Source organism: Methylocystis silviterrae (genome assembly GCF_013350005.1).
In the GTDB taxonomy this organism is placed as follows: domain Bacteria; phylum Pseudomonadota; class Alphaproteobacteria; order Rhizobiales; family Beijerinckiaceae; genus Methylocystis; species Methylocystis silviterrae.
This window is the reverse complement of sequence record NZ_JABVWW010000004.1, coordinates 55,782-82,385: the sequence shown is the minus strand read 5'-3', so window position 1 is coordinate 82,385 and position 26,604 is coordinate 55,782. Positions and strand designations below refer to the sequence as shown.

The window sequence follows — 26,604 nt, the reverse complement described above, 5'->3', positions numbered from 1 at the left end:
AATGCTTGAAAGACTGATCCGTGTCGCGCTCCAGCAGCGGCTGCTCGTCTTTCTTGGCGCGCTCGGCCTCGCCGCGTGGGGGGCGGTCAGCTATTTCAAACTGCCGATCGACGCATTTCCGGACGTCGCCCCGGTGCAGGTGATGGTCGCCATGCGCGCGCCGGGCCTCACGCCAGAGGAGTTGGAGGCGCGCGTCACCGTGCCGATCGAGCTCGCGGCGAAAGGCATTCCCAGCCTCGTCCGCATGCGCTCGACAACGCGTTATTCGGTGACGCTGATCACCTTCGAATTTTCGGAAGGGACAGACATCTACTGGGCGCGCGCGCAGGTCAACGAGCGTCTGGCGCAAGCGCAAAGTCAGTTGCCGGACGGCGTTTCCGGCGGCCTCGCGCCGATTGTCACGCCGCTTGGCGAGATGGTGATGTTCACCATCGTCGGCGGCCATCTCACGCCGACGGAGCAACGCACGCTGCTCGATTGGACGATACGCCCCGCCATCCGCGGCCTGCCGGGCGTCGCCGACCTCAACGTGCTCGGCGGCTTCGTGCGCACCTTCGAAGTCGCGCCGTTTCCAGCCGCCATGGCGTCTCGCGGCGTCACCGTGGAGATGCTCCAGTCGGCGCTCTCCAACAACAATAAGAACGACGGCGCGGGGCGCGTGCGCGATGGCGAGGAAGCGCTGCTCGTGCGCGCCGAAGGTCGTCTGCGATCGCTTGAGGAGATACGGTCCGTCGTCATCGCCGCGCGTGACACGGGCATCGTGCGCGTCGGCGACGTCGCCGAAGTGCGCAACGGCGCGTTGCCGCGCAACGGCGTCGTCGTGCGCAACGGCGAAGGCGAGGCGGTGTGGGGACTTGTTCTCGGGCTGCGCGGCGCCGACGCGCGCATGGTGGTCAGTGGCGTGAAGCAGCGCCTGGCCGAGATCGAGCCCACGTTGCCGAACGGGGCCAAAATCGAAATCTTCTACGATCGCAGCGAATTGATCGGCAAAGCAGTCTGGACCGTACAGAAGGTGCTGATCGAGGCGATCGTCCTCGTCGTCATCCTGCTCGTCTTGTTCCTTGGCGATCTTCGCGCCGCGATCGTCGTTTCGGTCATTTTGCCGCTCGCCGCGCTCGCGACGTTCGGCATCATGCGCTGGTGGGGACTCTCGGCGAATATCATGTCGCTCGGCGGTCTTGCGATCGCCATTGGACTTTTGGTCGACTGCGCGGTCGTCGTCGTGGAGAACGTCGAACATCGCATGGCGCATGCGCATGACGTCAGTCTTTCCGATCGCATTTTCATGACGCTTGAGGCGACTCGCGAGGTCGCCGTCCCGCTCACGTCTGGCGTGGTCATCATCGTCACCGTGTTTCTGCCGCTGCTCTCTCTCGAAGGGCTGGAGGGTCGTCTGTTCGCGCCGGTGGCGCTGACCATCGCCTTCGCGCTCGGATCGGCGCTCGTGCTGTCGCTCACCGTCGTTCCGGCGCTGAGCGCGACATTGTTGAAGCCCGGCCATGCCGACGAGCCCTGGCTTGTGCGCAAGCTCGCCGGGATTTACGAGCCGCTGCTCAGACGCTCGCTCGACAAGCCCTTAATTGTCGGCGCCGCCGCCATCATCGGCCTCGTCGTCGCTTTCACCGCCTATGCGGGCATCGGCCAGACCTTTATGCCGGTGATGAACGAGGGCACGCCCGTCATCACCATCCGCAAACATCCGACGATCAGCGTCAATATGGCCGCGGAGACCGACATGCGCATTCAGCGGGCAATCATGGAGCGCGTGCCGGAAGTCAAGGGAATGATGGCCCGCGCCGGCGCCGACGAGCTCGGCATCGATCCCGTCGGCCTCAACGACACCGACAATTTCCTGACGCTGGCGCCGAAAAGCGAATGGCGCGGCAAGGATATAGATTGGCTGATGGGCGAGATTCGCGCCGTTCTCGACAGCATGCCCGGCATTTCCTACGCCTTTTCGCAGCCGATCGACATGCGCGTGCAGGAAATGATCATCGGCGCCCGCGGCGACGTCGTCGTCAAGATATTTGGCGACGATATCGATGAACTCAACCGCCTCACCCGCGAGGTTGCCGCGACATTGCGCAAGATCAAGGGGTCGCGTGACGTTTTCGGTCTGCAGAACGACGGCATGCGCTATCTGACGGCGCGCGTCGATCGGCTGGCTGCCGGGCGCTTTGGCCTCAACGCCGGCGAGATTCAGGACGCGCTGCGCGTGTGGGTCGACGGTCAGCCGGTCGGCATCGTGCTGGAAGGGCCGATCCGCACGCCGCTCGTCATCCGCGGCTCGGAGACCTCGCGCCGCTCGTCCGTCGATTTCGCGCGGCTGCCGATGGTGTCGTCGGAAGGCAAAGTCGTCGAACTGTCGCAACTCGCCGACGTGCGCGTGGAAAATGGGCCGATCCAGATCATTCGCGAGGAAGGCCGTCGCTTCGCCACCGTCCTCGCCAATGTGACGGGACGCGATCTTGTCGGATTCGTCGACGAAGCCAAGAAAGCCGTCGCCAAAAACGTAAAGACGCCGCCGGGATATCGCTATCAATGGGGCGGTCAGTTTGAAAACCAGCAACGCGCTTCGGCCCGACTCGCGATCGTCGTGCCGATCGCGCTGGCGCTGATTTTTCTCTTGCTTTATCTAACCTTCAACTCGGTGCTGCAGGCGACGCTGGTGTTCTGCAATGTGCCTTTCGCGGCGATCGGCGGCATTTTGGGCCTGTGGCTTTCGGGAGAATTCATGTCCGTGCCCTCGTCGGTCGGCTTTATCGCGCTTATCGGAATCGCGGTTCTCAATGGCGTCGTGCTCATATCCTACATCAACAAGCTTGTGGCTGAAGGCACGCGCAGCACGCGCGAAGCGGTGTTAGAGGGCGCGCGTCGGCGCATGCGGCCCGTTATGCTCACCGCCACCATCGCGGCCTTCGGCTTGATCCCGTTCCTGTTCGCGCATGGGCCCGGCGCCGAGATCCAGCGCCCGCTCGCCATCGTCGTCATCGGAGGGTTGATCTCGGCCACGGTGCTGACCTTGATCCTGCTGCCGATTCTTTACGATCGCACCGCCAATCTCGGCTTGGTCATTCGTCAGAAGTTTCGCGCGCGCGCGAAGCGGCAACCCGCACCAATGCGTGCGCGCGAGGACGCTCGCGCATGAGGATGGGCGCGGTCTACACGGCATTTTTCTTGTTTGCGTTCGCTTTGCCTTTCGGGACGGGAGTCTTTGCACAGGAGCAGGGCGAGCCGGCGGAGATGCAGATCAAAGCGTCTGTCAAAGCTGTACCCAAGAAACCGCCTGGGACATCGCCCAAGAAAGCCCGTGTTCGGGCGCCGACCAGGCGAAGCGGCGGCGTGTTGGCGAAACACCTTGAGATGGCCGTCTTGGTTGATGCGCAGAGCCGTTCGCTCGAAGCGCAGTTTCGCGCCACCTCGGCGCGCTATGCGACGGCCAATTCGATTACGCCAGGCTCGCCCTATGTCGAGGGCTTGCAGCGAAACTCGGCCGCCGGCAATTTACGCAACTACAATGAAACCGAACTTGAGATCGGCATGCCCTTGTGGCTGCCCGGGCAGCGGGACGCCTATGCGGGAACTGTCACGACCGGACTCTTCGAGGTTGAAGAGCGACTGGCGCTTCGTCGATTAGAAGTCGCCGGCGTTTTGCGCGACGTGTGGTGGACTGCGCAGCGCGCGGCGCGCGAAGTTTCCGTTGCGCGCAATCGCGTCGCCACCGCCCGCGACATCGGCGCGGACATGACGCGCCGCGTCGAGCTTGGCGACGCCGCTCAGACCGATGCGCTGCTTGCCAGGAACGAAACGCTCGCCGCCGAAACGGAGCTTGCGCAGTCGGAGGGCGCGGTAAAGGTGGCGCGCGCCACCTACGCGGGCCTGACCGGCGGCGCGCAGCCGGATGGGAAGCTTGAATCCGTGCGGCCGCCGATCGACATCGAGGAGCATCCTGCGCTGCGCGCGCCCGTCGCCGCGCTTGCGCGCGCCAGAGCGCAGGCGGAGCTTGTCGACGCGACGCCGATCCCCAGTCCGGAGATCGGCATTTTCGGCCGGCAGGAACATAATGATCAATATGCGACCGACCGTTCGATCGATCTCTTGGATCCGATCACGAACCAGCGCACGGATGCGACCACGGTGGGGGTGCGCATCCGCATTCCGCTCCCGACCGCCGGCCGAAATGAGCCGAGACGCGCCGAGGCGCTCGCCGAAATGGATCGCGCCACCGCTGAATATGAGCGCGCGAAGCTCGTCGTGGTCGCCGAGATCAAGGCGGCGCACGCATCGCTGGCGGCGGCGCAACGCGCGGCGAAACTGGCCAACAGCCGTCTTACCGTCGCCAATGAACAGTTTGAACTGTCGCGCAAAGCCTTCAAGCTCGGAGAGATCAGCGCCTTCGATCTTTATCGCGTGCGGCAGATTCAACTCGAGGCGCAGCGCATGGAGGCGAACGCCGAGATCAATGTCGGCGTCGCGATCTCCCGACTTAATCAGGCGCAGGGATATGCGCCTTAGCAGTGGGCGATGCGCGATTTATGGACATTGGCGCACGAAGTCCGCGATACGCGCAATCGTCGGCTGATCGAGCAGCAGCGGCGCATGGCCCTGGCCTTCGACCCAGGCCCGCTCAAGGCGCGACGCGCGCCGGGCCATCTCGTCAAAGACTTCGGGCGAGAGAATGTCGGAGTTCGCGCCGCGAATGGCGAGAATCGGCACATCCGACAGCGCGGCGAAGTCGTCCCAATGTTCCTTTGGCGCAACGTCGGGCAGGACAGAGTCGAGCGTATGCGACAATTCCGGATCGTAGCGCAGCAGAACTTTCCCGTCCTTTTCGACGAAGGTAAGCCGCGCATAATCCTCCCACTCCTGCGGCGAGACGCCGGAAAAATTGACGCCGGCGGTCATTCGCATCAAGGCGATCGCTTCGCGCATAGACGGGATGGGCGGCAGCTTGCCGACGTAGCGCTTAATGCGGAGCAGGCCGGCATGCTCGATCTTCGGTCCGATGTCGTTGAGCACCGCGCCGCGCACGACGCCGGGCCGGCGCGCCGCGATGCGCATCGTGTGAAGACCGCCGCGTGACGTGCCGATGAACACCGCTTGCGCGACGCCCGCGTCGGCAAGTTGAGCCATGATGTCGGCATGCTCGACGTTGAAGTCATAGCGTCGCCAGTCCTGATCCCAGTCGGATCGGCCGCGTCCACGATAGTCGAGCGCAAGAATCCTCCGGCCGTCGGCTTGCAGGGTCCTGGCGATGCGGTCGAAATCATCGGCCGAGCGCGCAAGCCCCGGCAGGCAAACAACCGGGAGCAGACCCCCGCCGCCGTCCGGCGGCGCGGGATAGTCGAAATAATGCAAGCGGAGCCCGTCGGCCGCGTGGATGTAGCGGCTAAACGGTTCTTGCGCAGACGCCATGGAACGACCATTCCCGCATGTAAAACCTGCCCGGTCGACAGCGACATTGACGCGATGAATCGAGTTTCGCAACTGCGCCGCTGGCGCTTTGTGTTCCTTGACTTCAAAGCCGGTTGCGGCGAGTTTGCCCGCGCCCGCGAGGCGTCCCTCGCCTAAAGGAAAACGCCGCCTCAATGCGCTCCTATCTCGACTTCGAAAAGCCCGTCGCAGAACTCGAAACCAAGGTCGACGAACTGCGCGCGCTGGCCGGAAACGGAGAGGCCGTGTCGATCGGCGAGGAGCTCAGCAAGCTCCAGGCCAAAGCCGCGAAGGCGCTCGCGGATCTCTACGCCGGCCTGACGCCCTGGCAGAAGATCCAGGTGGCGCGGCACCCGCAGCGGCCACATTTTTCTGACTATGTGCGGCAGCTTGTCGACGAGTTCACGCCGCTCGCCGGAGACAGGCTGTTCGGCGAGGACTTCGCGATCGTCGGCGGTTTCGGGCGGTTCCGCGGCGAGCCGATCTGCGTCATCGGCCAGGAGAAGGGCTCGGACACCTCGAGTCGTCTTCATCACAATTTCGGCATGGCGCGGCCGGAAGGCTATCGCAAGGCGGTCCGCCTGATGGAGCTCGCCGACCGTTTCGGTTTGCCGGTCGTCTCGCTTGTCGATACGGCTGGCGCTTTTCCGGGCATCGACGCCGAAGAGCGCGGGCAGGCCGAAGCGATCGCCCGGTCCACCGACGTGTCGCTCTTGCTCGGCGTGCCCAATGTCGCGGTGGTGGTGGGCGAGGGCGGGTCGGGCGGGGCGATCGCGATCGCCGCGGCCAACAAAGTGCTGATGCTTGAGCACTCAGTCTACACCGTCGCGTCGCCCGAAGCTTCGGCCTCGATCCTGTGGCGCGACTCCGCCAAGGCGCAAGAGGCGGCGACGAGCATGAAGATCACAGCGCAGGATCTCTTAAAGTTCGGCATCATCGACCTGATCGTAACGGAGCCGCCGGGCGGCGCCCATCGCGATCCTCAGGCGGCCATTGGCGCAGTCGGAGATGCGCTCGCCAAGGAACTTGCCGGCTTGGCGAATTTGTCGCGCGAACAGCTGAGACAATTCCGCGCCGACAAGTTTTTGGCCATGGGCCGGAAACTTGAAGAGAAGCGTTAACGTAAATTCCAGAAGATTGGCCCTAAAAGCGCGTACGCGCGCGGTTCTTCGCTGATTTGGACACGTTCTCGTCCCATTGTTTGGTTTTCGTGATCAGGCGCGGCGGCTCGCTTCCGAGACCTTCGCGAGGCGACTGCGCCGCCAGAGGGGACATTATGAAGACTCGAGGCATTGCGCCGGCGCTGGGGCTTGCCGTCCTGGCCGCCTTTGCGCTCTCAGCCTGCGAGCAGAGCGGTCTCGCGCATCGCTCGCTAGCGCCGATCCCCTCCGAGACTGTCGCGCTGATGGAGCAGGCCGGCACGACCAAGGAAGCGCCGATGCTGATCCGCGCCTACAAAAAGGAAGCGGAGCTCGAAATCTGGAAGATGCGGTCCGATGGTCGTTACGTCCATCTGAAAACGTTTCCGATGTGCCGCTGGTCGGGTCAGCTCGGACCCAAGCGTCGCCAGGGCGACCGCCAAGTGCCGGAAGGCTTTTACGCCATCGGCCCGGCGCAGATGAATCCGAACTCAAGCTATTATCTGTCGTTTAACGTCGGCTATCCGAACGCGCTCGACCGCGCCCTTGGCCACACCGGCGGCGACATCATGGTGCACGGCGCCTGCTCGTCGGCCGGCTGCTTTTCCATGACCGACAAGCAGATCGCCGAGATCTACGCGATCGCCCGCTCGTCGCTCGCCGGCGGTCAACGCGCGATCCAGATGCAATCCTTCCCCTTCAAGATGACGGCGGAAAATCTCGCCAAGCACCGTCTCGATCCCAACATCGACTTCTGGAAGCAGCTCAAGGAAGGCTCCGATCATTTCGAGGTGAGCTTGCAGGAGCCGCAGGTCGCCTTTTGCAACCGGCGTTACGTGTTCAACGCCGCCGGCTCGGCCAATCTCGATCCGGAGGCCGCCTGTCCGCCGCTCAAACAGGACCCGGAGATCGCCCAGGCGGTGGCCGAGAAGACCGCCAAGGACGAAGCCAAAATCGCTCAGCTCGCGCAAAGCGGCGTGAAGCCGGTGCGAATCGTTTATCAGGACGGCGGCCAGCACCCCGCCTTTGCGTCGCGGGTTCCGGAGGTCAGCCGGCCGGAAACGATCCTTCCGCCCACCGAAATCGCCCTCGACGAGAAGCCGAACCGAGGCGCTGGGGCGGCTGCCGCCAAATCGCCGGTCGTGACCTTGGCCGCGGCGAAGGCCGCTGCCGAAAGCCGGCAGACCCGCGTCGTCGCATTGGCGCCGATGCGCAGCGACCACCGCGACCTCTCCGCGCTCGCCGCCTCGGATCCAAGCCCCACCAACAGCGTCAAAAAATTGGCGCGTTCTAACAAGGAAGCGGGAGATATTCCGACGCCGCCGGCCTCTATCGGAGTCAGGAAATCCGCGGCCGCTCACTCGACCAAATCGTTTTAAGACTCTCGGATCCTTCGAGCAAACTCAAAGCCGCGCCTAGGCGCGGCTTTCTTTTCTGTCCAAGGCGATGGGCGGCGACTCGCTGAACCTTTGCCGTGTAGCGAAAAATATCTTGACTCTTGTGCGGCGCAGCAATATAACAGTGCGACGCAGCGAGAGTTGTCTTGCTTCGTAGCCCTCCTTGGGCGTTTCCTCCCTTGACTTGGGCCGCTGGTTCGTCCGGCGGCCCTTTTTTTATGCCATCAGGTGGAAAAACGAGCCGGAGACGCCGTTTCTCGCCAGTCCGGCTGGGCGTTCGTCGTCGCTATAGGCGTCGCGCGCCAGCGCGAAGGGCGCGCCTTCTTCGCGAAGAACCGTCGCGTAGTGAAATTCATGGCCGCGCAGTCGAAATCCGACAGCGCCCAGCGGGTGGTCTGCCGCGAGTTGCGCCTGCCGATAGCCGAGATGCAATTTCCGCTGGGCGAAGCTCGTTTCCAGTTCGAGCAGTCCGGCCATTTCATGCGCCTCGCCCGCCGCGTCGATCAGCGCGCGGCCGAGAACCATGTAGCCGCCGCATTCGCCGTGGAGCCATCCTCTCCGAGCGAAACGCCGCAACCCCTTTATGAAGGACTGCGCCGCCGACAGCCGACCGGCGTGCAACTCCGGATAGCCGCCCGGCAGCCAGCAGAGATCGCAAGCTTCGGGCGGCGCCTCGTCGGCGAGCGGCGCGAAGAAGCAAAGCTCCGCGCCGGCGTCGCGCCAGCTCTGCGCGAGATGCGGATAAAAGAAGGAGAAAGCGTCGTCGCGCGCCACCGCGATGCGCTGGGCCGGCGGCGGAAGCGCCACGACGCTTGTCATTCCCGACGCCCGCGCAGCGGGCGATCGGGAATCCAGAGCCGCGACAGGCGCGTCTGGCGTCATGCTGGATTCCCGATCGCTTCGCTTGCGCGAAGCGTCGGGAATGACATCGCCAGTTGCGGCGATCGTCGCGCAAGCGACAATCGCCGCGATATCCACATGCGCGTCTACGAAGTCCGCGAGCGCCTCGAGACGCCCGTCGAGACCTGCCGTTTCGCCCGCCTGCACCAACCCCAGATGGCGTTCGGGGAGGGAAACCGCCTCGTTGCGGGGCAGCGCGCCGAACACCGGGATGCCCAGCGCCTCGATCGCTTCGCCGGCGAGTCTGCGATGACGCTCGGAGCCGACGCGGTTCAATACGACGCCGGCGACCTTTACGCGCGCGTCGTGTCCAGCGATGCCGCGAACAATCGCCGCCGCCGTCTGCCCTTGGCCGGAGACGTCATGAACGAGCACGACCGGCCAGCCGAGCATGGCGGCGATGTCGGCGCTGGCGCCGATTCCCGCCGCGCCGTCGGGCGCGCCGTCAAAGAGCCCCATCGCGCCTTCGGCGACCACGATGTCCGCGCCTTCGCTCACCCGCGCGGCGAGCCGCGCGATCAGCGCCGCATCCATCGCCCATGAATCGAGATTGACGCCGGCGCGGCCGGTCGCCGCCGCGTGAAAGGCAGGGTCGATATAGTCCGGCCCGCATTTGACCGGGGCGACGCGCAAGCCGCGCCGCGTCAGCGCGCGCATCAGGCCGAGCGTCAGCGTCGTCTTGCCCGATGAGGAGCGCGCCGCGCCGATCAGCAGGCCAGGCGCGTTCACCTTTCGCCACTCGGCCGAAAGCGCCGATCGTAGTCCGCGTCGTAAAGCGCGCTTTCGCGGAAATCTTCGCTCGCGAGCGCCGGTCCGACGAGAATAAGCGCGGTGCGCTCCATCGGCGTCTCGGCCGCGCGCCCTTCAATGTCGGCGAGCGTGCCGCGCACGACGCGCTCATCGGGCCATGAGGCGCGATAAACGAGGGCCACGGGACAGCCGCCGCCATAATAGGGCGCCAGCTCCTCCACGACCCGCGCCAGAACATGGATCGAGAGATGGATCGCGAGCGTCGCGCCGGACTGCGCGAATGTCGCGAGCCTTTCGCTTTCAGGCATCGACGAGGCGCGCCCCGACGTGCGCGTCAGCACCAGCGATTGCGCGACTTCGGGCAGTGTGAGTTCGCGCTTCAAGGCGGCGCTCGCCGCCGCGAAGGCGGGAACGCCAGGCGTCATTGTGCAAGGAATGCCGAGCGCGTCGAGGCGGCGCATCTGCTCTCCCACCGCGCTCCAGATCGAGAGATCGCCCGAATGCAGCCGCGCGACGTCGAGACCGGCGTCATGCGCCTGCTGCATTTCTGCGATGATGGCGTCGAGCGACAGCGGCGCGGTATCGACGATGCGCGCGCCTGGCGGACAATGCGCCAGCACGCCGGCAGGCACGAGCGAGCCGGCGTATAGGCACACCGGACATCGCGCGATGAGATCGCGTCCGCGCAAGGTGAGCAGATCGGCGGCGCCGGGGCCCGCGCCGATGAAATGCACGGTCATGAGTTGTTCTCTTCGCTGCGCTTCGCCAGAGCGCAGGCGGCGACCGGCGTCGTCAGGCGCGGCGCGACGAGGCGGCTGTTTGGTCCGGCGCCGACAAGCGCCGCGGCTTCGGCGACGCTGCCCACTCCAAACATCGCCTGCACGCGCGGCGAATGCGTCGCCGCCGTCGCCTTGCGGGCGCGCAGCGCCGCGAGCGGCAAAAAGACGAGTTTGAGCCCAAGTTTGCGCGCCGCCTCGTGCACCCCGGCTTCCTCCGCCTTGCTTTCAAGCGCGTAGAGCCTCGCCTCGCTGAGATCGACGTTATGCGTCTGCGCGACGCGGCGCACAAGTTCGACGATATCGTTCGCGGCGACGCCGCGCCTTGCGCCGAGCCCAAAGGCGTATGTGGCATTCATCTCTTTGTCGCTCGCCATTGCGTGACCGCCATTGCTGGATCGAGCGCATGGAAGCGGCCGATCGGGCGCGCATGCGCTATCTGCAGATGTATGAGCTCGCCGCCATTGTCGCGATAGGCGTCGGCGAGCAGCGACTGAGTCTCAATCGTAACGGCGTTGGCGACGATGCGTCCCAAGCGAGGGAGCGCGTCCCACGCGGCGGCAAGCGTCGCCGCATCGGCGCCGCCACCGATGAAGATCGCCTGCGGCGTATCGAGTTCGGCGAGCGCTTGCGGCGCTTCGCCAGCGACGACGCGCAGATCCGGAACGCCGAGCGACAGCGCGTTGCGCGCGATGCGCGCCGCGCGCGCCGCATCGCGCTCGATAGCGATGGCGCGGTTTCCGGGATCGCTCAGCATCCATTCGATGGCGACGGAGCCGGCGCCGGCGCCGACGTCCCACAGCAATTCGCCCTTGCGCGGCGCGAGCGCCGAAAGCGTCACGGCGCGGATGTCGCGCTTGGTGAGCTGCCCGTCATGCTCGAACCAATCATCGGGGAGGCCCGGCGCCAGCGGAATGACCATTGCGTCTCCGCCGGCGTCAACTTCAACGGCGACCGTATTGAGCGGCGCAATGTCATTGAGCGCAAAGGCGTCGGCGCGCGCGTCGCGGACGCGCTCATGTGGACCGCCGAGCCGTTCAAGCACATGGACGCGCGATCCGCCCATGCCGCGCAGAGCGAGATGCCGCGCGAGGCGCGCCGGCGTCGTCTCGTCCCAGGAGAGCGCAATGATCTTTGCGCGCGGCTGCAAATGCGGCGTCACACGCTCAAAGGCGCGGCCGTGCAGCGAGAGGAGCGCGCAATCCTGCAGGCTCCATTTGAGCCGCGCGGCCGCGAGTGAAAACGCTGATGGCGCCGGAACGCAGAAAATCTCGTCACGCGCGACATGGCGCGCGATGAGATCGCCGACGCCGTAGAAGAAGGGATCGCCTGAGGCGAGAACCACCGTGGGCCTGCCGCGCTGCGCCAGAATTCTGGGCAATGCGTCGGAGAGCAGCGAGGGCCACTGCAGGCGCTCCGCCGGCGCGTCGATCATCGCGAGATGTCGCGCGCCGCCGACGATCAGCGAGGCTTGCGCCACGAGCGCCCACGCCGCCGGCGTCAGCGCGTCGGCGCCGTCTTCGCCCAGCCCGATCAGCGACAGCCATGGCGCGTTCATGTCGCCTTCCGCGACGTATAGACCCAGTCGCGCGCGCCCTCGCGCGCGATGCGCCGCGTGCCGCTGGCGCCGATCACGACAAGCGTCGACATATCGACCTTGTCGCCCTCGGCTTCATCAAGTCGCGTCAGAATGATCTCTTCATTCTCGCGGCCGACGGATTTCGCAAGGCCGACGAAAGTCTCGCCGGGAAGATGACGACGCAGCAGCGCAAAGGCGTCGTTGATGCGCGTCGGCCGCGCGCGCGACGCCGGATTGTATAGCGCGATGACAAAGTCGCCTTGCGCGGCATGTTCCAGCCGCTTGGCGATGACGTCCCACGGCTTGAGATTGTCGGACAGCGAGATCGCGCAAAAGTCATGGCCGAGCGGCGCCCCGAGACGCGCCGCCGCCGCCTGCATCGCCGAGACGCCGGGCAGCACGCGAATGTCGAGATCGCGCCACGCGCGCGGACCGCAATCGACCGCTTCGAAAACCGCCGCGGCCATGGCGAAGACGCCGGGATCGCCGCCGGAGACGACGGCTACGCGGCGACCCTGCGCGGCGCGCGCCAGCGCCTCTTGGGCGCGGTCGATCTCGACGCGGTTGTCGCTTGCAAGCCGTGTCTGTCCTGCGCGCTCGGGAACGCGCGCGACGTAAGGCGCATAACCGATAATGTCCTGCGCCTCATCGAGCGCCGCCTGCGCCTCGTGAGTCAGCCATCGCGCGTCGGCCGGACCAAGGCCGACGATGTCAAGCGCGCCGCTCAAGGGCGCCGGCCTCGCCCCGGCACCAGCGCCATCGAGAAATAGGGCGCGTCATCGTCGCGCTTGTCGGCGAAGCGCATGATCTTTTCGCCGGGCATCGCGCCGCGTTCGACATAGATCGCGCGATCGATGACGCCGGCGCGAGTCATCGCGCGGCGCAGCTTGGCGAAATTGCCGCCAAGCTTCATCACCACCGCGGCGTCGGTTTCGGCGAGGCGCGACGCAAGTCTGTCTTCGTCGAGCGTCGCCGGCAGAACGGTGAGAATGTCGTCGCCCCAAGCCATCGGCTGGCGCGCCGCGGCGAAACACCCCGACATGCCCGAGACGCCGGCGCAAATCTCGACGCGAAAGCGCGTGTCAAGCCGTGCGAACATATGCATGAAGGAGCCGTAGAGCAGCGGATCGCCTTCGCAGAGCAGCGTCACGTCGCGGCCGGCTTCGAGCACGGCGCGAATGCGCGTCACGCAATCTTCGTAGAAGTGCTGAAGCGACGAGACATATTCCGGCTGATCGAAAGGAATCTCCGTCGTCACTGGATAGAGCAGCGCGATCTCTTCGCACCCCGGCGCGAGATAAGGCGCAGCGATCGCGCGCGCGTGGCTTGCGCGTCCGCGCTTGGCGAAGAAGGCGACGACGTTCGCCGCGCCGATGAGGCGCGCGGCCTTCACCGTCACAAGCTCCGGATCGCCAGGACCGAGGCCGACGCCGATCAGCGCGCCGAGCGTCGCGACGGTTTCATGCGATGTCGAGGCGAGCGCGTTCATTCCTGTTCGCTCGCCAGCGCATTTATGGCGGCGGCGGCCATGGCGCTGCCGCCTTTGCGGCCTTTCACGATCACGAAGGGAACGCGGCCGTATTCGCGCAGCGCGTCCTTCGATTCCGCCGCGCCGACAAAGCCGACCGGCATGCCGATGATGGCGGCCGGAGGCGCCGCGCCTTCGTCAATCATCTCGAGGAGACGGAACAGCGCGGTGGGCGCATTGCCGATCGCGACCAATGCGCCATCCAGCCGGTTGCGCCACAGCTCCAGCGCCGCGGCGCTGCGCGTGGTTCCGATCTCGGCGGCAAGCGCCGGCACGCGCGGCTCGAGCAGCGTGCAGACCACCTGGTTCTCCGCCGGCAGACGCGAACGCGTGACGCCATGCGCGACCATGTTGGAGTCGCATAGAATCGGCGCGCCCTTCTGCAGCGCGTTGCGCGCCGCCGCAACGAAATCCGGCGAGAACTCGATGTCGTCGGAAAGCTCCACCATACCGCAGGCGTGGATCATGCGCACGGCGATCTTTTCCTGCTCGGGCGTGAAACGCGCGAGGTTCGACTCGGAGCGAATGGTTGCAAACGAGCGCGCGTAAATCTGCGCGCCTTCGTGGATATAGTCGAAGCGGCGGCTCATTGCGTCCTACCGCTTGCGCGCGCGGAGAGTTCGCGCATCACGGCCTCGAATGTCAGCGATCTGAAGCGCGGCGCGCCATCGGCGCCGGCGTTCTCGATGAGATCGAACCCTTCGGCGTTGGCAAGCAGCGTGATCGGCGAGGCGCTCTGCCGGGCGCAGCCTTTCGCGCAGCCCGAAAGATGAAGGCCAACGCCGTCAGCGCCGCCGATCATCTGCGCAAGCGGCGCGAGATCCATCGCATGCGCGCGCGTCTCGGCGATCGCCTGCGGACATTCCGGCGCGCCGGGACAGGCGATGACGGCGAGGCGCTTGTCGTCGGCCGACGTGATGAGGTCGTGGTCTTGCGCGCGCGAGACGACGCGTCGCGCGTTGTCTTTATCGGGCGTGACGATCAGCAAGGCGCGCCACGGCGTGAGGCGCAGTTCGCTGGTTCCTTCGCTTTGTGCAAGATCGGCCACGGCGGCGAGTTCATCTGCGCGCCAGCGGCCGAAGGGCGCGCCGACGCCGGCGAAAGCGAGGGCGCCGCAGCGTTGCGCCCCAAAAATATGCGCGCGGGACGCGGGCGCCGGCGCTTCCCTGGAGACGCGCATGACGAGTCCGGCCGCGCGTGGCAGCGCGTCGGCGCCGAGCGCCTCGACCAGCGTGCGGACGCGCCTGAAGCTATTTGCATGACGGTCGCGCAGCTCCACGAAGGCGCGCGCAAAGCGCAACGCCACGTCGAGCGCGTCATCGGTCGCGACGACTACGGCGCGATTGGGAACGCTGGCGATGCGAATTGCGACGTCGCCCTTTGCAATCGCTTCGATCCGAATGTCGGCCTCGACGTCGGCAAGCGACAGCGCGCCGCCATCATCCAGAAGAAACAGAAATTTCGGCGGAAGCGCGCGCAGCGCCGCGTCGCGCTGCAATTCCGCAGCAAGCTCCACAGCCATGACGTTGGCGTCGAAAGCGCCGGCGACGAGGCCGGCGAGCGGCGACGCGATGACATTCGTCACGCGTTCGGCGTCGGCGCTGGGCGCGAGCATGCCGATCGCCTCGAGGCCGCGCAGGGCTTCGGCGATCGTCGCTTCGCTGATCCCGCGCAGCTGCAGTTGAGCGCGCTGCGAGAGATCGATGAGCCCATTGCCGCAGTTGTCCGCAATTCTCGCGATCTCGCGCGCCTGCGCCGCGCTCATGCGAGAGCCGACCGCCTTGGCGCGGATCAGCAAACCGTCGCCGCTCGGCATCGGCGCGAAGGCTCCGGGACACCAGCCCTTGATCTCAGGCCTCGGCTGCAATACGCCCTCCCTCTTGGCGTTCGATATCGCTTAAGGCGCCGCGCACGCTGTTGCGTTGCGTATTCCACAAGCCGCGCGCGAGCGCTTCGCTAAAAACCCGAGCGATTGCGGTGAGCGCGCGGGGATTTTCCATGGCGAGAAAATCGCGTGTCGCATCATCGCCTAAGGTGGCGTCAAAAGCGAGATCGAATTGCGCATCGCTAATGAGGCCGCTTGTCGCGGCGAAAGCATAGAGATTGTCTATCGTCTCGGCGATTTCGCCGGCGCCGCGGTGGCCGTGCCGCTTCTGGCCTTGCAGCCATTGGGGATTGGCGAGCCGCATGCGCAGGACGCGCGCGATTTCGTCTTTCAGAGCGCGCGGCCGTAACCGTTCCGGCCGCGTCGCATCGATATGCACCAAATCGGCGTCTCCGCCAAGCATGGCGTTGGCGGCGGCAAAGCCCCCTTCGTAATCGGCGAAGGCGGGTCCGATCAGAATGTCGACCTCCGCCATGTCTTGCACATGGACATGCGCATCGGCGTCAGCGACGCGCGCGCTGAACGCCGCGATGGCCTCGTCGCTTTCACCCGCGCGATCAAAGGCGTGACCTGCGGCGAAAAGATAGGCGTGCGCAAGATCGTCGCGGCCGGACCAATTGCCGCGCAGCGCGCGATCGCTCACGCCAAGGCCGTAAGTTCCGTCGGCGGCGCCGAAGACGCGGCGCAGATCGTCTGCCGCTTTCAGCGGATTGATTTCAGCGTCTTCATCGCGCGCGGCGACCGCATGCACGGCGTCGTCGAACAACGCAATGAGATTTCCGAACATGTCGCGAAACAGCCCCGAAACCTGCAGCGTCACGTCGACGCGCGGAAACTCGAGCCGCGCCTGCGGCAGAATTTCGAAGCCGATGACGCGTGCGCTCGCCGTGTCCCAGCGCGGCGCGACGCCGAGAAGCGCGAGCGCTTGCGCGAAATCCTCGCCGCCGGTGCGGATCGTCGCGCTTCCCCACAGGTCGAGCATGATGTGGCGCGGGAATTCGCCATGCAGTTGCGCATGGCGCGTCATCACCTCAGCGGCGGCGCGGCGACCGATGTCATAGGCCGTTTGTGTGGGCGCATGGCGCGGATCGATGCAATAAAGATTGCGTCCCGTCGGCAGAACGTCTGCGCGCCCGCGCGACGGCGCGCCGGCCGGACCGGGCTCGATGAAGCGGCCCGCAAGCGCGGCGATGAGCGCCTCGCGTTCGGCGCGCGCGCAGGCGTCGCGCGCGGGATCGGCGATTGAATGTTCCTGGGCGCGCCCGAAGATATGGAGTCCGTCGCCGATGCGCATGTCCTTCAGGTCGCACATCCAGGCGTCGAGGCGCGTCAATGTCTCGGCGATGTCCATCTCGCGCGCGACGCCGCATTCCGCTGCAAGACCGCTGCGCTCGGCTTCGTCGATGATGGCGCCGGCGACGAGTCGCGCGCGGCGCGCGTCGAGCGCGCTTGCCGTCGCATATTCGTCGAGCAGCGTTTCGACTTTCGCCGCCGCGTCGAAGAGTTCCGCGTCGACGAGCGGCGGAGTCAGATGACCAATGGTCACGGCGCATGTGCGGCGCTTCGCCTGCGCGGCTTCGCCGGGATCATTGACGATGAACGGATAGATGAGCGGCGTCGGGCCTAACACGGCTTCCGGCGCGCACGCCTCGGACAGCATGACCGATTTGCCGGGAAGCCATTCGAGCGTGCCATGCGCGCCAAGATGAATGAGCGCGTCGATCTTTCGCATATGCCGCAGCCAGAGATAGAAGCCGACATAGGCGTGACGCGGCGGGCGCTGCACGTCGTGATAGGTCTCGTAACGCTCCGTGCGCGCGCCGCGATCGAGCTGCAGCGCGACGATGAGCTTGCCGGCTTCGAGACAGGAAAAGCGGAAGGCGCCGTCGACGACGGCAGGATCAATCTGCGGCGCACCCCAGGCGTCGTTGACGCTCGCGACGAAAGATGCGGGGAGGGCCCGGAGCAGCGCCAGATAGTCGGCGAGCGGGAAGCGGATAGCCTGATATCCATCTTCCAGTGCGCGCATCACCCTCCCCTTGATGGGGAGGGTCGGACTGCGCAGCAGTCCGGGGTGGGGTGAATTATCCTCGAATTTGTCACCCCCTCCCGCGTCGCTTCGCGACGCGACCTCCCCCCTCAAGGGGGAGGTGGGGATTGCGCCAACGTCATATCCCGCATCGGTCAGCGCCGAGACGATCTCATGCACGCTTGCTTCCGCATCGAGGCCGATGGCGTAGCCGCCACGGCCGCGCCGCGCCGGATAGTCCGAAAGAATGAGTGCGAGGCTTTTTTCCGTATTGGGTTTGCGGCGTAGCCGCGCCCAGTTCAACGTGAGGTCCGCGACGAAGTCGATGCGCGATTGCTCGGGCGCGTGGCGCGTTTCGCTGAATTCCGCCGCAAGACGCAGCGGCGCTTCTTCCTTGAAGGAAATCGCCCGCGTGAAGATGCGCCCGTCGACTTCCGGCAAGACGACATTCATCGCGAGATCGGCGCCATTCGCGCCGCGCATCGAAGCTTCCCATGCTTCGCGCGAAGAGGTGGCAAGAGCGACCTGGAGCACCGGCGCGTCGGCGCAATCGAGCACGCTTCCCGCATCGCGGCGCGCCGAAAAGGCGGTGGCGTTGAGGATGACGTCGGGCGCGAAAGATTCGAGCGCGCCCGACACGAAGGCTTCGCTCTCCGCTTCCTTTAGGCTTGCGACATAAATCGCCTCGACCGCGAACCCCCGCTCGCCCAGCGCGTCGGAGAGCGCGATGATCGGCGCGACGTCGTCGGCGAGGAACATGGCGCGATAGAAGACGATCGTCGCGCGCAAGGCCCCGCTGGCGCGGCAAGCGGCCTCCAATCGCCCGGCGTTGGCGACGGGAACGCTTTCCCGCCACGGCGCCGGATGGCCGACGTGAGTCGATGCGTAACCGAGAAACGAACGCAGATTGTCGGGACCGCCGTCCTGAAAGAACCGCCAGATTCGATTGAGAGTCTCTGTATCGAGCGTTGAAGCGTGCTGCAGGCGCGCGTCGTCATGGGCGTCGCCGGGCGCGATCGCGAGGGCGATTCCCTTCGCGCGCGCAAGCGCCTCGAGTTGCTCGACGCCATAGGGCCAATAGTCTTTGCCGCCGAGCAGCCGCACGACGATCAGCCGCGCATGTCGCGCCACAGTGTCAAGATAGAGATCGACGGAGTAGGGGTGCTTCAATTGCGCAAGCGACGCGCAGCGAAAGCTCGGGAGGGTCGCGCCGCTTTGCTCATAAAGCCGCGCCAGCAGCCGCAGCTCGGAATCCGAAAAGGACAGAAACACGATCTCCGCAGGAGATTGTCCAAGATCGACGGCGGCGCCGGCGTCGTCGAGATTATGGAGATCGCGCGGGAGAAGATGCATGGCGTATCACGGCTGCGCCAGCGTCGCGATAACCGCGTCGCGATTGAGGCCTTTCTCGCCGATGATCACGACGCGACTCATGCGCTGCTCATCGGGCTTCCACGCCCGATCGAAGTGATGTTCGATGCGCGCGCCGACGCCTTGCACGAGCAGGCGCATCGGCTTGCCGACGACTTCAACGAATCCCTTGATGCGCAGCACGTCATGCGCGCGCGCCGCTTCGGCGAGTCGCGCAACCAGCGCCGCCGGATCGGCGACGGCCGAGAGCGACACGACGAAACTGTCGAAGTCGTCATGGTCGTGTCCGGGCTCGGCGTCATGATGCGACGGACGGTTCGCCAGATCATCCTCCGCCGCCGCCGAAAGGCCGAGCAGCACGAGTGGATCGACGCGCCCTCCGCTGGCGCGCACGATCTTCGCCGATTTCCGGGCGCCTAACGCCAAACGGTTTGCGACGTCGCGTTCTTCATCGGCGCCCAGCAGATCGGTCTTGTTGAGGACGATGAGATCGGCGCAGGCGAGCTGATCTTCGAACACCTCTTCAAGCGGATTGTCGTGATCGATCGTCTGCGTGTCTTCGCGCTCCTTGGCGATCGCATCGAGATCATCGGCGAAACGGCCCTCCGCCACGGCCTTGCCGTCGATGACGGCGATGACGCCGTCGACAGTCAGCTTCGAGCGGATCGCCGGCCAATCAAACGCCTTGACGAGCGGTTTGGGCAGCGCCAGTCCCGAAGTTTCAATGATGATGTGATCGGGACGCTTTTCATGCGCGAGCAGCGCTTCGATCGCCGGGATGAAATCGTCGGCGACGGTGCAGCACAGACAGCCGTTCGCGAGTTCGACGATGTTCTCTTCCGGGCAATTTTCGACGCCGCAGGCGCGCAGGATTTCGCCGTCGACGCCGACGTCGCCGAATTCATTGATGACGAGCGCGAGGCGCCGACCCTTGGCGTTCTCGAGCACATGACGAATGAGCGTCGTCTTTCCCGCGCCGAGGAAGCCGGTGACGATCGTTGCAGGAATTTTGGCGCTCATGAAAGTTCCTGTTGGCGCGACTGGAGTCGCCAGACGAGACCGGCAAGCGCGCCGGCAAGCGCCCAGCTGATCGCCTGAACGGCGAGCGAGGCGGCCGCGAAGCGCGCGGCGAGCTCCGCCGGCGCCGTGCTCTCGGGCGTCGCGGGCTGCGGCGCGAAGAAATGCGGCGCGACGATCAGCGCGACGGCGACGATCTTTGCCGCCGTCGAGTCAAGCCGCAACAGGGCAAACAGTCCGGCGCCGGTGGACAGCGCGGTCGCGAGCCACCAGATTTGACGCGCGGCGAGTTCGGTTTCCGCCATGCCGGGAAGCTGCGGCGCGAGGCCAAGACTCGTCGCGAGCCCGGTCGCGGCGAAGGCGCAGGCGCCCCACAGGGCGGCGCGGCGCGGCGCGATGGCGTCGCCAGAGAGAAGCATCGCGGCGAGCAATATGAGCGCATAGCCGATCGAGACGGCGATCGTTGCGGCGCTGGTCGCCGCCGTGCGGCTCAGACCTGAAAACGCCGCGCCCGCGTCGGCGCCGTCATGCGCATGCTGCGCCGCCTCATATACCTCGGCGGCGAGGATCAGCGGCGTCGTGGTGAAGTGCTGCAGGGCCGCGACCGCAAGCCCGGCGACAAGGCCGGCGATCAGGCCGGTCGTCAAAACGCGCGCGATCAAGCGCGTTGTGGCCTAGTGACAGGGAAAGGAGAGCGCGTGGCGCGTGTCATGCGCCGCGTCATGGACGCTTTCTGGATAGGCGAAGCCCGCGAGCCAAACGAGTCCGAAGCCGAGAGTGAGCGCAACAAAGGCGGCCTTCAGCGCCTCAAGTCTCGAAGAGGGGAGGGCGGCGGCGGTGGCGGATGATTTGGCGTTCATATCGGTCTCCCTGCCGCCCCACCGGCGGCGATGCGATGTGCGCGGCGATGCAAAATGATCGCCCTGACGGCAGGTCTCCTGGCTCCCGGGTCGTCGGACCGCGCCGCCTTCCCAAGCCTCACGCTCAGTGGCAGATGGCGCGGACCTTGCCGGCTACAGTTGCGGGGGCAGCCGCGGATAGGGGCGTAATGCCCGCGCCGCGTTCCCTTTTCACTTCTTGCGAAGGACCGTCCCGACTAGTCATATGCGCGGCTCATGCTTCCGTCAAACCGGCCGAGGAGCGCCTGTGACCGAGATGAACGAAGAAGACGAGGCGCGCCGCCATCGCCTCAAAATGGAAAAGCGCAAGGCGGTTCAGGACGCCGAGGTCGCCGGCAAGACGGTCGCCCGCAAAGGCCTGCTGATGGTCCACACCGGCGCCGGCAAGGGCAAGTCGACGGCGGCCTTTGGGCTGGCGCTGCGCGCTCTCGGCCATGGCTGGAAGATCGGCGTTGTTCAGTTCGGCAAGGGCCAGTGGCGCACCGGCGAGCGCAACATGCTCGAAAAGCTTGGCCAAGAGCTCGGTCAAGTCGCCTGGCATACGCTTGGCGAAGGCTTCACCTGGGAGACCCAGGACCGCGCGCGCGACGAAGCGGCGGCGCGGCGCGCCTGGGAGAAGGCGCGCGAACTGATGGACGACCATGAGATCCGCTTGCTGGTGCTCGACGAATTGAACATTTCGCTGCGCTATGAGCATTTGCCGCTGGAGGAGGTGCTGGGTGCGTTCGCCGCGCGCCGCGACGATCTCAACGTCGTCGTGACCGGACGCAACGCCAAGGCGGAGCTCATCGCCGCAGCCGATCTCGTCACCGAGATGACCCTGGTCAAGCACCATTTCGGCGCCGGCGTCAAAGCGCAGGAGGGAATCGAATTCTAATCCGGAACCTATGCTCTGAAGGCCCGCCGGCATATCGCTCTTGGCAGCGGCTCGCGTAGAGAATACGCTTTGCAGGCAGGCAAGCCCGTGGCGGACAGGGACGCGCGCCAGCGACGCGAGCAGGCATCCCGAGGCGCGTCAGTCCTAGGCTGAACTCTCAACATCATCTGGACCCGAAAGCTCGATGGACGTTTACGGCGCGCTCCGCTTTTCCGCTGCGAAGATCTCCAACGAACTGTTTTCGGCGGGATCGATTTTTTCGGTCTATTCCCTGGCGACGACGTTTCTCATCGCCGTTGTCGCGCTGGCCTATCAGCGCAAGATGCGCCGGGGGCGCGTCAACCCGCGGGCCATCGCGCGGGCAATCTTCGACAAGAGACTCCTGCTGTCCAAATCGTTTGCCGCGGACGTCAAGCTCTTCATCCTGAGCGTCGTTCTCATGCCGGTCGTGGTGGGCGCGCTCGTCATATCGTCGAATGCCGTCGCGACGCTCGTGAGCGCCGCGCTGCGCAATTCATTTGGCGCGATTGCGCCGGTCTCTTGCTGTGACCTTTCGATAAAGCTCTTCTCTACCGCCGTGCTCTTTTTGGCCTATGAGATCGGCTATTGGGTCGATCACTACCTTAAGCATCGAATTCCGTTTTTGTGGGAGTTCCACAAGGTGCATCACACCGCCGAGGTGCTTACCCCGGTGACGAACTTTCGCAATCATCCGATCGACAACATCATTTTCGGCTACATGCTCGCGACGTTCATTGGCGGCGCGTCAGGCATATTGGCGTGGGTCTTTGGGCGAACCACAGAATCCTTCACGGTCGACGGGAAGAACATCCTTTTCATCTTCTTCCTTTGGACGATCGGGCATCTTCAACATTCGCAATTCTGGATTCCCTTTCGCGGGATTTTGGGACAAATCGTCCTAAGCCCCGCGCATCACCAGATCCATCATTCGACAGATCCGCAGCACTTCAATCGCAACTTCGGCAGCGTTCTCGCCATTTGGGACTGGATGTTCGGATCGCTCGAGATGCCTTCGACCAAGAACCCGCGCCTGAAATACGGGGTCGAGGAAGACGCCGCGGACCCGCATTCGTCGCTCGGACTATTGGCGACCCCGATTTATAGAGCTGCCCTCGCGCTCTGGCGCGCGCTCGCCGATGCGTGGAATGCAGGGACCGAGCGACTGGAGCAGCGCCGTCAAAGGCTAAAGAGCACAGGCATATTATGAGCCGTATTCGCGCCGATCTGCTGCTGGTGCTGGCGGCGTTTATCTGGGGGACGGCCTTTATCGCGCAAAAAAACGCCGGCGAGCTTATGGGTCCCGTCACCTTCGTCGGCGTCCGTTTTCTCCTGTCGTGCGTCGCGCTGGCGCCGTTGGCGCTCTATGAAGCCCGTCGCAGCGGCTCTCCGCTGAAAAAGGGCGATTTGCCTCTCGCAGGCCTGATCGGCTTTTGCGTCTTCGTCGCCGCGGCTTTGCAGCAAGTCGGCCTTGCCACGACGACGGCCACAAACGGCGGATTTCTCACGGCGCTATATGTCGTGCTCGTTCCAGTGTTCGTCTTTGCGCAGACCGGCGTAAGACCCCGGCAGGTCGTCCTCGTCGCGGGCCTGGGGTCCATCGTCGGCGCTTGGCTTCTGACGGACAGCGCGCAGCTCCAGAGTTGGACGTCGGGAGACGCCTTGGTTTTAATTGCGGATATTGCGTGGGCCGCCGGGATCAGTCTCGTTCCGACCTTTCTCGCTCGCGCCAACCGGCCGTATTTTTTGGCTTTCGCGCAGTTCGGCGTCATCGGCGTTCTTGGAACTGTCGTGGGCCTGGGCGGCGAGCCTTTTTCGCTCGATGGCCTGACCGCGGCCCTGCCGTCGATTCTCTATGCGGGGCTGTGCTCCGGGGGGATCGCCTTCACGCTTCAAATCGTGGCGCTCAACTACACGCCAGCGGCCGAAGCCGCGCTCATCATGTCGCTGGAGAGCGTTTTCGCAGCCTTGTCGGGCGTCATCCTGCTGTCCGAGCGTCTCACCGGGCCTGCGATGCTGGGCGGGTTGCTCATCTTGCTCAGCGCCGTGCTCGTCGAAGCTGGACCGGCCGCGCAAAATATTTGGCTGACGCAATATTGGACTTGGTTGGCGCAAGTGTGGAGTCGGGCGCGTTAGAGCAGGTTCCGAAAAAGTGGAAGCCGACGCTCGATCACGTCGAGAACGTCGGCTCCAAAATGATCTGCGCGGTAACCGGCCGATCACCCGCCAGAAAGACAAGGGCCGGGAGCTTGCGCGCCCGGCGAGTCTTTTCGGCAGGGGTATGTTTTACTGGATCATGCGGGCGGTAGAGCCAACGCCTTCGCCCTGGATGCCGCCGCGGTTGCCCGTGCCGTTGGTTCCTTCGGGAGAAATCCAGTCCGGAACCCAGGTCAGAGCGACGACGACGAACGCGACGAAGGCGGCGATCCAAAGCAGCATCTTGCCGATATCGCCGGTATTGTGAACGTTGACGGCCATGCGTTTTCCCCCTGTTCTTGATTTTACGTGAATGCTTGCCGCATCGAGAGGGAGCCTAGCTTGTTTCCGATCGGATGGCAATGCGCTCTTGCGGGGGCTCAAAGCTCCGTCAAAAAAGCAATATTACTTTTGAAATTCAATACGTTAACATGCGACAAGAGGTCGCGGACGTTGCAAAAAATTAAGCGCATTTCCTGTCCTCGCGTTCCCTTCGAACGCCGATGCGCCAGCCATGCATCTAACGGCTAAAGCGTCCGCGCGCGCTGGTCGGCGGCGGCCCTTGCCGGACGTAGGCGCATCGCCTATAAGCGCGCCATTCCACAGGCGAGGGTTACGCGGCGTCTGCCTCAAGACGTCGCTCCGGTGGCCGGCTCTCCGGCCTCTTTCATCTCTCGCCGAGGTTCAACCGGAGAAAAGACACTATGGCTCTGCCCGATTTCACCATGCGCGGCCTCCTGGAGGCCGGCGCTCACTTCGGCCATCAGTCGCATCGCTGGAACCCGAAGATGGCGCCTTTTATCTTTGGCGCCCGCAACAACATCCACATCATCGATCTCGCCCAGACGGTGCCGCTGCTCCATCAGGCGCTGAAGACGATTTCGGACACTGTCTCCAAAGGCGGACGCGTGCTGTTCGTGGGCACCAAGCGCCAGGCGCAGGAGCAGATCGCCGACGCCGCCAAGCGGAGCGCTCAATATTACATCAATTCCCGCTGGTTGGGCGGCACGCTCACCAATTGGAAGACGATTTCCGGATCGATCACCCGTCTGCGCAAGCTCGACGAGCAGCTTTCAGCCGGCGCATCGGGCATCACCAAGAAAGAGCGCCTGCTGCTGACCCGCGAGCGCGACAAGCTCGAAAAGGCGCTCGGCGGCATCAAGGATATGGGCGGCACGCCGGATTTGATCTTCGTGATCGACACCAACAAAGAGCAGCTCGCGATCAAGGAGGCGAATCGCCTCAAGATTCCCGTCGTCGCCGTGCTCGACACCAATTGCGATCCGGACGGCGTCACCCATCCGATCCCAGGCAATGACGACGCGGGCCGCGCCATCGCGCTCTACTGCGATCTCGTGGCGAGAGCCGCCATCGACGGCATTTCGCGCAGCCAGGGCTCGGTGGGGATCGATATCGGCGCCGATGAGTCGCCGGCGCTTGAGCCCGCCCTCGAGGCGCGCCCGGTGGTCCGCGAAGATTTGCGTCCCGCCGAGGTCGCCGGCGCGGAAGCAGATACGCCTGTCGAGGCCTTCGAATTGCTGTCGGCGCCGCGCGGCGCTCCGGACGATCTCGCCAAGTTGCACGGCGTCGGCCCGCAGCTCGTCAAAAAGATGAACGACGCCGGCGTCTACCACTATTGGCAGCTTGCCGCGATGACTCCGGCGGACGTCGAAAAACTCGACGGCGAATTGAAGCTGAACGGCCGCATTGCGCGCGACGGCTGGGTCGATCAGGCGAAGGCGCTCCTCGCAGCCTGATCAATCCGTCAAGTCCAATGCTTAAGACGCGCGCGCCGGTCCAGTGGGCCGGCGTCGTCGCATGACTCCCTTAAGAAGGAATTTCAGCCATGGCTACGATCACCGCCGCCCTTGTGAAGGAACTGCGCGAGAGCACCGGCGCGGGCATGATGGATTGTAAGGCGGCGCTCACACAGACGGACGGCGAGTTCGAAGCGGCGGTCGACTGGCTGCGCAAGAAGGGCCTCTCCAAGGCCGCGAAGAAAGCCGATCGCGTCGCCGCCGAAGGGCTTGTCGCCGCGCTCGTCTCGGGGAATTCGGGCGTCGTCGTCGAGGTGAATTCGGAAACGGACTTCGTCGCCCGCAACGCCGATTTCCAGACGCTTGTGAAGAACATCGCCGAAGTCGCCTTAAAGAGCGGCGCGAGCAACGTCGAGGCGCTCGGCAAGGAAGCCTATCCCGGCGGCGGAACGGTGAGCGAGGCGATCACCAATGCGATCGCCGGCATCGGCGAGAACCTGACGCTGCGCCGCGCCGCCGCGCTCAGCGTCGGCGAGGGCGTCGTCGGCCGTTACGTGCATGCGCAGGTCGTCGACGGCCAGGGCAAGATCGCGGTGATCGTCGTGCTCGAATCGAAGGGCGACAAGGACGTGCTGGCGACGCTCGCGCGCCAGCTCGCGATGCATGTCGCCTCGGCCAATCCGCTGGCGCTTGACGCCTCGGGCCTCGACCCGGCGACGGTCGAGCGTGAGAAGAAGCTGCTTGCCGAGAAGAACGCCGGCAAGCCGGAAAACGTGCTGCAGAAGATCATCGACTCTGGCATCAAGACCTACGCCAAGGAGGTCTGCATGCTCGATCAGGTCTCGAACCATCCTGACCACGGCGGCAAGAGCGTCGCCCAGGCGGTCAAGGAGATCGAAGGCAAGGCCGGCGCGCCGATCGCCATCAAGGGCTTCGTGCGCTACGCGCTCGGCGAAGGCATTGAGAAACAGACGAGCGACTTCGCCGCCGAGGTCGCGGCCGCCGCGAAGGGCTGACGCCCGCCTCTAACGCAAAGCGTCGCCCGCGCGAAAC

General features: G+C 65.1%; 23 protein-coding genes and 1 riboswitch. Of the genes, 9 read left to right on the top strand and 14 right to left on the bottom strand.

Annotated features, from left to right (window positions below):
* Position 1: 1 nt before the first annotated feature.
* On the top strand, positions 2 to 3,148 hold the full coding sequence (locus tag HUN39_RS05715; RefSeq protein WP_175093513.1) for an efflux RND transporter permease subunit: 3,147 nt from the start codon (positions 2 to 4) through the stop codon (positions 3,146 to 3,148).
* Between the two features lie 215 nt (positions 3,149 to 3,363).
* Entirely contained in the window at positions 3,364 to 4,515 is a 1,152-nt protein-coding gene (locus HUN39_RS05710) for a TolC family protein (protein ID WP_232365936.1), read from the top strand.
* Positions 4,516 to 4,533: 18 nt separating this feature from the next.
* Here the strand turns inward: HUN39_RS05710 and HUN39_RS05705 are convergent, their stop codons facing one another.
* A complete protein-coding gene (locus HUN39_RS05705; RefSeq protein WP_175093511.1) occupies positions 4,534 to 5,415 on the bottom strand; it encodes an alpha/beta fold hydrolase in 882 nt (293 codons plus the stop codon).
* 173 nt (positions 5,416 to 5,588) lie between these two features.
* Between HUN39_RS05705 and HUN39_RS05700 the strand changes: the two genes are divergently transcribed.
* A complete protein-coding gene (locus HUN39_RS05700; protein WP_175093510.1) occupies positions 5,589 to 6,554 on the top strand; it encodes an acetyl-CoA carboxylase carboxyltransferase subunit alpha in 966 nt (321 codons plus the stop codon).
* A 155-nt stretch (positions 6,555 to 6,709) separates the two neighbouring features.
* On the top strand, positions 6,710 to 7,951 hold the full coding sequence (locus HUN39_RS05695; RefSeq protein WP_175093509.1) for a L,D-transpeptidase family protein: 1,242 nt from the start codon (positions 6,710 to 6,712) through the stop codon (positions 7,949 to 7,951).
* 234 nt (positions 7,952 to 8,185) lie between these two features.
* Here HUN39_RS05695 and HUN39_RS05690 read toward each other — a convergent pair whose 3' ends face one another.
* From HUN39_RS05690 to HUN39_RS05635, 12 genes are read right to left on the bottom strand one after another with little or no spacing between them, the layout of a single operon-like run.
* On the bottom strand, positions 8,186 to 9,598 hold the full coding sequence (locus HUN39_RS05690; RefSeq protein ID WP_175093508.1) for a cobyrinate a,c-diamide synthase: 1,413 nt from the start codon (positions 9,596 to 9,598) through the stop codon (positions 8,186 to 8,188).
* Positions 9,595 to 10,359, bottom strand: coding sequence for a precorrin-4 C(11)-methyltransferase (cobM, locus tag HUN39_RS05685; RefSeq protein WP_175093507.1), 765 nt, complete (start codon positions 10,357 to 10,359; stop codon positions 9,595 to 9,597). The genes HUN39_RS05690 and cobM overlap by 4 nt, the downstream gene beginning before the upstream one ends.
* Entirely contained in the window at positions 10,356 to 10,772 is a 417-nt protein-coding gene (locus HUN39_RS05680) for a cobalamin biosynthesis protein (RefSeq protein WP_175093506.1), read from the bottom strand. The genes cobM and HUN39_RS05680 overlap by 4 nt, the downstream gene beginning before the upstream one ends.
* The gene (gene cbiE / locus HUN39_RS05675; RefSeq protein ID WP_175093505.1) at positions 10,751 to 11,953 is read right to left on the bottom strand and encodes a precorrin-6y C5,15-methyltransferase (decarboxylating) subunit CbiE; all 1,203 of its coding nucleotides are present in this window, start codon (positions 11,951 to 11,953) and stop codon (positions 10,751 to 10,753) included. Before cbiE ends, HUN39_RS05680 begins: the two co-directional genes overlap by 22 nt.
* Positions 11,950 to 12,702, bottom strand: coding sequence for a precorrin-3B C(17)-methyltransferase (cobJ, locus tag HUN39_RS05670; RefSeq protein ID WP_175093504.1), 753 nt, complete (start codon positions 12,700 to 12,702; stop codon positions 11,950 to 11,952). Before cobJ ends, cbiE begins: the two co-directional genes overlap by 4 nt.
* The gene (locus tag HUN39_RS05665; protein WP_175093503.1) at positions 12,699 to 13,463 is read right to left on the bottom strand and encodes a precorrin-2 C(20)-methyltransferase; all 765 of its coding nucleotides are present in this window, start codon (positions 13,461 to 13,463) and stop codon (positions 12,699 to 12,701) included. The genes cobJ and HUN39_RS05665 overlap by 4 nt, the downstream gene beginning before the upstream one ends.
* Positions 13,460 to 14,092: a precorrin-8X methylmutase gene (locus tag HUN39_RS05660; protein ID WP_175093502.1), complete on the bottom strand. Its 633-nt coding sequence runs from the start codon at positions 14,090 to 14,092 to the stop codon at positions 13,460 to 13,462. The genes HUN39_RS05665 and HUN39_RS05660 overlap by 4 nt, the downstream gene beginning before the upstream one ends.
* Positions 14,089 to 15,369, bottom strand: coding sequence for a precorrin-3B synthase (gene cobG / locus HUN39_RS05655; RefSeq protein ID WP_175093501.1), 1,281 nt, complete (start codon positions 15,367 to 15,369; stop codon positions 14,089 to 14,091). The genes HUN39_RS05660 and cobG overlap by 4 nt, the downstream gene beginning before the upstream one ends.
* Positions 15,353 to 18,769 carry a cobaltochelatase subunit CobN gene (gene cobN / locus HUN39_RS05650; RefSeq protein ID WP_175093500.1) on the bottom strand — a complete coding sequence of 1,139 codons (3,417 nt, stop codon included), beginning with the start codon at positions 18,767 to 18,769 and terminating at the stop codon, positions 15,353 to 15,355. The genes cobG and cobN overlap by 17 nt, the downstream gene beginning before the upstream one ends.
* Positions 18,770 to 18,775: 6 nt before the next feature.
* Positions 18,776 to 19,807, bottom strand: coding sequence for a cobalamin biosynthesis protein CobW (gene cobW / locus HUN39_RS05645; protein WP_175093499.1), 1,032 nt, complete (start codon positions 19,805 to 19,807; stop codon positions 18,776 to 18,778).
* The gene (locus tag HUN39_RS05640; protein ID WP_175093498.1) at positions 19,804 to 20,466 is read right to left on the bottom strand and encodes a CbtA family protein; all 663 of its coding nucleotides are present in this window, start codon (positions 20,464 to 20,466) and stop codon (positions 19,804 to 19,806) included. Before HUN39_RS05640 ends, cobW begins: the two co-directional genes overlap by 4 nt.
* A gap of 12 nt (positions 20,467 to 20,478) precedes the next feature.
* Positions 20,479 to 20,664, bottom strand: a complete 186-nt coding sequence (locus HUN39_RS05635) for a CbtB domain-containing protein (RefSeq protein ID WP_175093497.1) — start codon at positions 20,662 to 20,664, stop codon at positions 20,479 to 20,481.
* A 51-nt stretch (positions 20,665 to 20,715) separates the two neighbouring features.
* Positions 20,716 to 20,911: riboswitch (cobalamin riboswitch) on the bottom strand.
* A gap of 48 nt (positions 20,912 to 20,959) precedes the next feature.
* On the opposite strand from HUN39_RS05635, the gene cobO reads away from it, so the two are divergent.
* The 3 genes from cobO (at position 20,960) to HUN39_RS05620 (ending at position 23,734) form a co-directional block, all read left to right on the top strand.
* On the top strand, positions 20,960 to 21,580 hold the full coding sequence (gene cobO / locus HUN39_RS05630; RefSeq protein WP_175093730.1) for a cob(I)yrinic acid a,c-diamide adenosyltransferase: 621 nt from the start codon (positions 20,960 to 20,962) through the stop codon (positions 21,578 to 21,580).
* A 184-nt stretch (positions 21,581 to 21,764) separates the two neighbouring features.
* A complete protein-coding gene (locus tag HUN39_RS05625; RefSeq protein WP_175093496.1) occupies positions 21,765 to 22,808 on the top strand; it encodes a sterol desaturase family protein in 1,044 nt (347 codons plus the stop codon).
* Entirely contained in the window at positions 22,805 to 23,734 is a 930-nt protein-coding gene (locus tag HUN39_RS05620; RefSeq protein ID WP_175093495.1) for a DMT family transporter, read from the top strand. The genes HUN39_RS05625 and HUN39_RS05620 overlap by 4 nt, the downstream gene beginning before the upstream one ends.
* A 150-nt stretch (positions 23,735 to 23,884) precedes the next feature.
* Here HUN39_RS05620 and HUN39_RS05615 read toward each other — a convergent pair whose 3' ends face one another.
* Complete coding sequence (locus HUN39_RS05615; RefSeq protein ID WP_123175284.1) at positions 23,885 to 24,076, bottom strand: hypothetical protein; 192 nt, start codon at positions 24,074 to 24,076, stop codon at positions 23,885 to 23,887.
* Positions 24,077 to 24,498: 422 nt separating this feature from the next.
* Here HUN39_RS05615 and HUN39_RS05610 point away from each other — a divergent pair, with 422 nt between their 5' ends.
* Entirely contained in the window at positions 24,499 to 25,551 is a 1,053-nt protein-coding gene (locus HUN39_RS05610; RefSeq protein WP_175093494.1) for a 30S ribosomal protein S2, read from the top strand.
* Positions 25,552 to 25,640: 89 nt separating this feature from the next.
* Positions 25,641 to 26,567, top strand: coding sequence for a translation elongation factor Ts (tsf, locus tag HUN39_RS05605; RefSeq protein ID WP_175093493.1), 927 nt, complete (start codon positions 25,641 to 25,643; stop codon positions 26,565 to 26,567).
* Positions 26,568 to 26,604: the final 37 nt, after the last annotated feature.

What these genes read in the sequence shown, in the direction of transcription:
- HUN39_RS05715 (WP_175093513.1), top strand. Translation starts at nt 2, where the DNA reads ATGCTTGAAAGACTGATCCGTGTCGCGCTCCAGCAGCGGCTGCTCGTC.
- HUN39_RS05710 (WP_232365936.1), top strand. Translation starts at nt 3,364, where the DNA reads ATGGCCGTCTTGGTTGATGCGCAGAGCCGTTCGCTCGAAGCGCAGTTT.
- HUN39_RS05705 (WP_175093511.1), bottom strand. Translation starts at nt 5,415, where the DNA reads ATGGCGTCTGCGCAAGAACCGTTTAGCCGCTACATCCACGCGGCCGAC.
- HUN39_RS05700 (WP_175093510.1), top strand. Translation starts at nt 5,589, where the DNA reads ATGCGCTCCTATCTCGACTTCGAAAAGCCCGTCGCAGAACTCGAAACC.
- HUN39_RS05695 (WP_175093509.1), top strand. Translation starts at nt 6,710, where the DNA reads ATGAAGACTCGAGGCATTGCGCCGGCGCTGGGGCTTGCCGTCCTGGCC.
- cobM (WP_175093507.1), bottom strand. Translation starts at nt 10,359, where the DNA reads ATGACCGTGCATTTCATCGGCGCGGGCCCCGGCGCCGCCGATCTGCTC.
- HUN39_RS05680 (WP_175093506.1), bottom strand. Translation starts at nt 10,772, where the DNA reads ATGGCGAGCGACAAAGAGATGAATGCCACATACGCCTTTGGGCTCGGC.
- cbiE (WP_175093505.1), bottom strand. Translation starts at nt 11,953, where the DNA reads ATGAACGCGCCATGGCTGTCGCTGATCGGGCTGGGCGAAGACGGCGCC.
- HUN39_RS05665 (WP_175093503.1), bottom strand. Translation starts at nt 13,463, where the DNA reads ATGAACGCGCTCGCCTCGACATCGCATGAAACCGTCGCGACGCTCGGC.
- HUN39_RS05660 (WP_175093502.1), bottom strand. Translation starts at nt 14,092, where the DNA reads ATGAGCCGCCGCTTCGACTATATCCACGAAGGCGCGCAGATTTACGCG.
- cobN (WP_175093500.1), bottom strand. Translation starts at nt 18,769, where the DNA reads ATGCATCTTCTCCCGCGCGATCTCCATAATCTCGACGACGCCGGCGCC.
- cobW (WP_175093499.1), bottom strand. Translation starts at nt 19,807, where the DNA reads ATGAGCGCCAAAATTCCTGCAACGATCGTCACCGGCTTCCTCGGCGCG.
- HUN39_RS05635 (WP_175093497.1), bottom strand. Translation starts at nt 20,664, where the DNA reads ATGAACGCCAAATCATCCGCCACCGCCGCCGCCCTCCCCTCTTCGAGA.
- cobO (WP_175093730.1), top strand. Translation starts at nt 20,960, where the DNA reads ATGAACGAAGAAGACGAGGCGCGCCGCCATCGCCTCAAAATGGAAAAG.
- HUN39_RS05625 (WP_175093496.1), top strand. Translation starts at nt 21,765, where the DNA reads ATGGACGTTTACGGCGCGCTCCGCTTTTCCGCTGCGAAGATCTCCAAC.
- HUN39_RS05620 (WP_175093495.1), top strand. Translation starts at nt 22,805, where the DNA reads ATGAGCCGTATTCGCGCCGATCTGCTGCTGGTGCTGGCGGCGTTTATC.
- HUN39_RS05615 (WP_123175284.1), bottom strand. Translation starts at nt 24,076, where the DNA reads ATGGCCGTCAACGTTCACAATACCGGCGATATCGGCAAGATGCTGCTT.
- HUN39_RS05610 (WP_175093494.1), top strand. Translation starts at nt 24,499, where the DNA reads ATGGCTCTGCCCGATTTCACCATGCGCGGCCTCCTGGAGGCCGGCGCT.
- tsf (WP_175093493.1), top strand. Translation starts at nt 25,641, where the DNA reads ATGGCTACGATCACCGCCGCCCTTGTGAAGGAACTGCGCGAGAGCACC.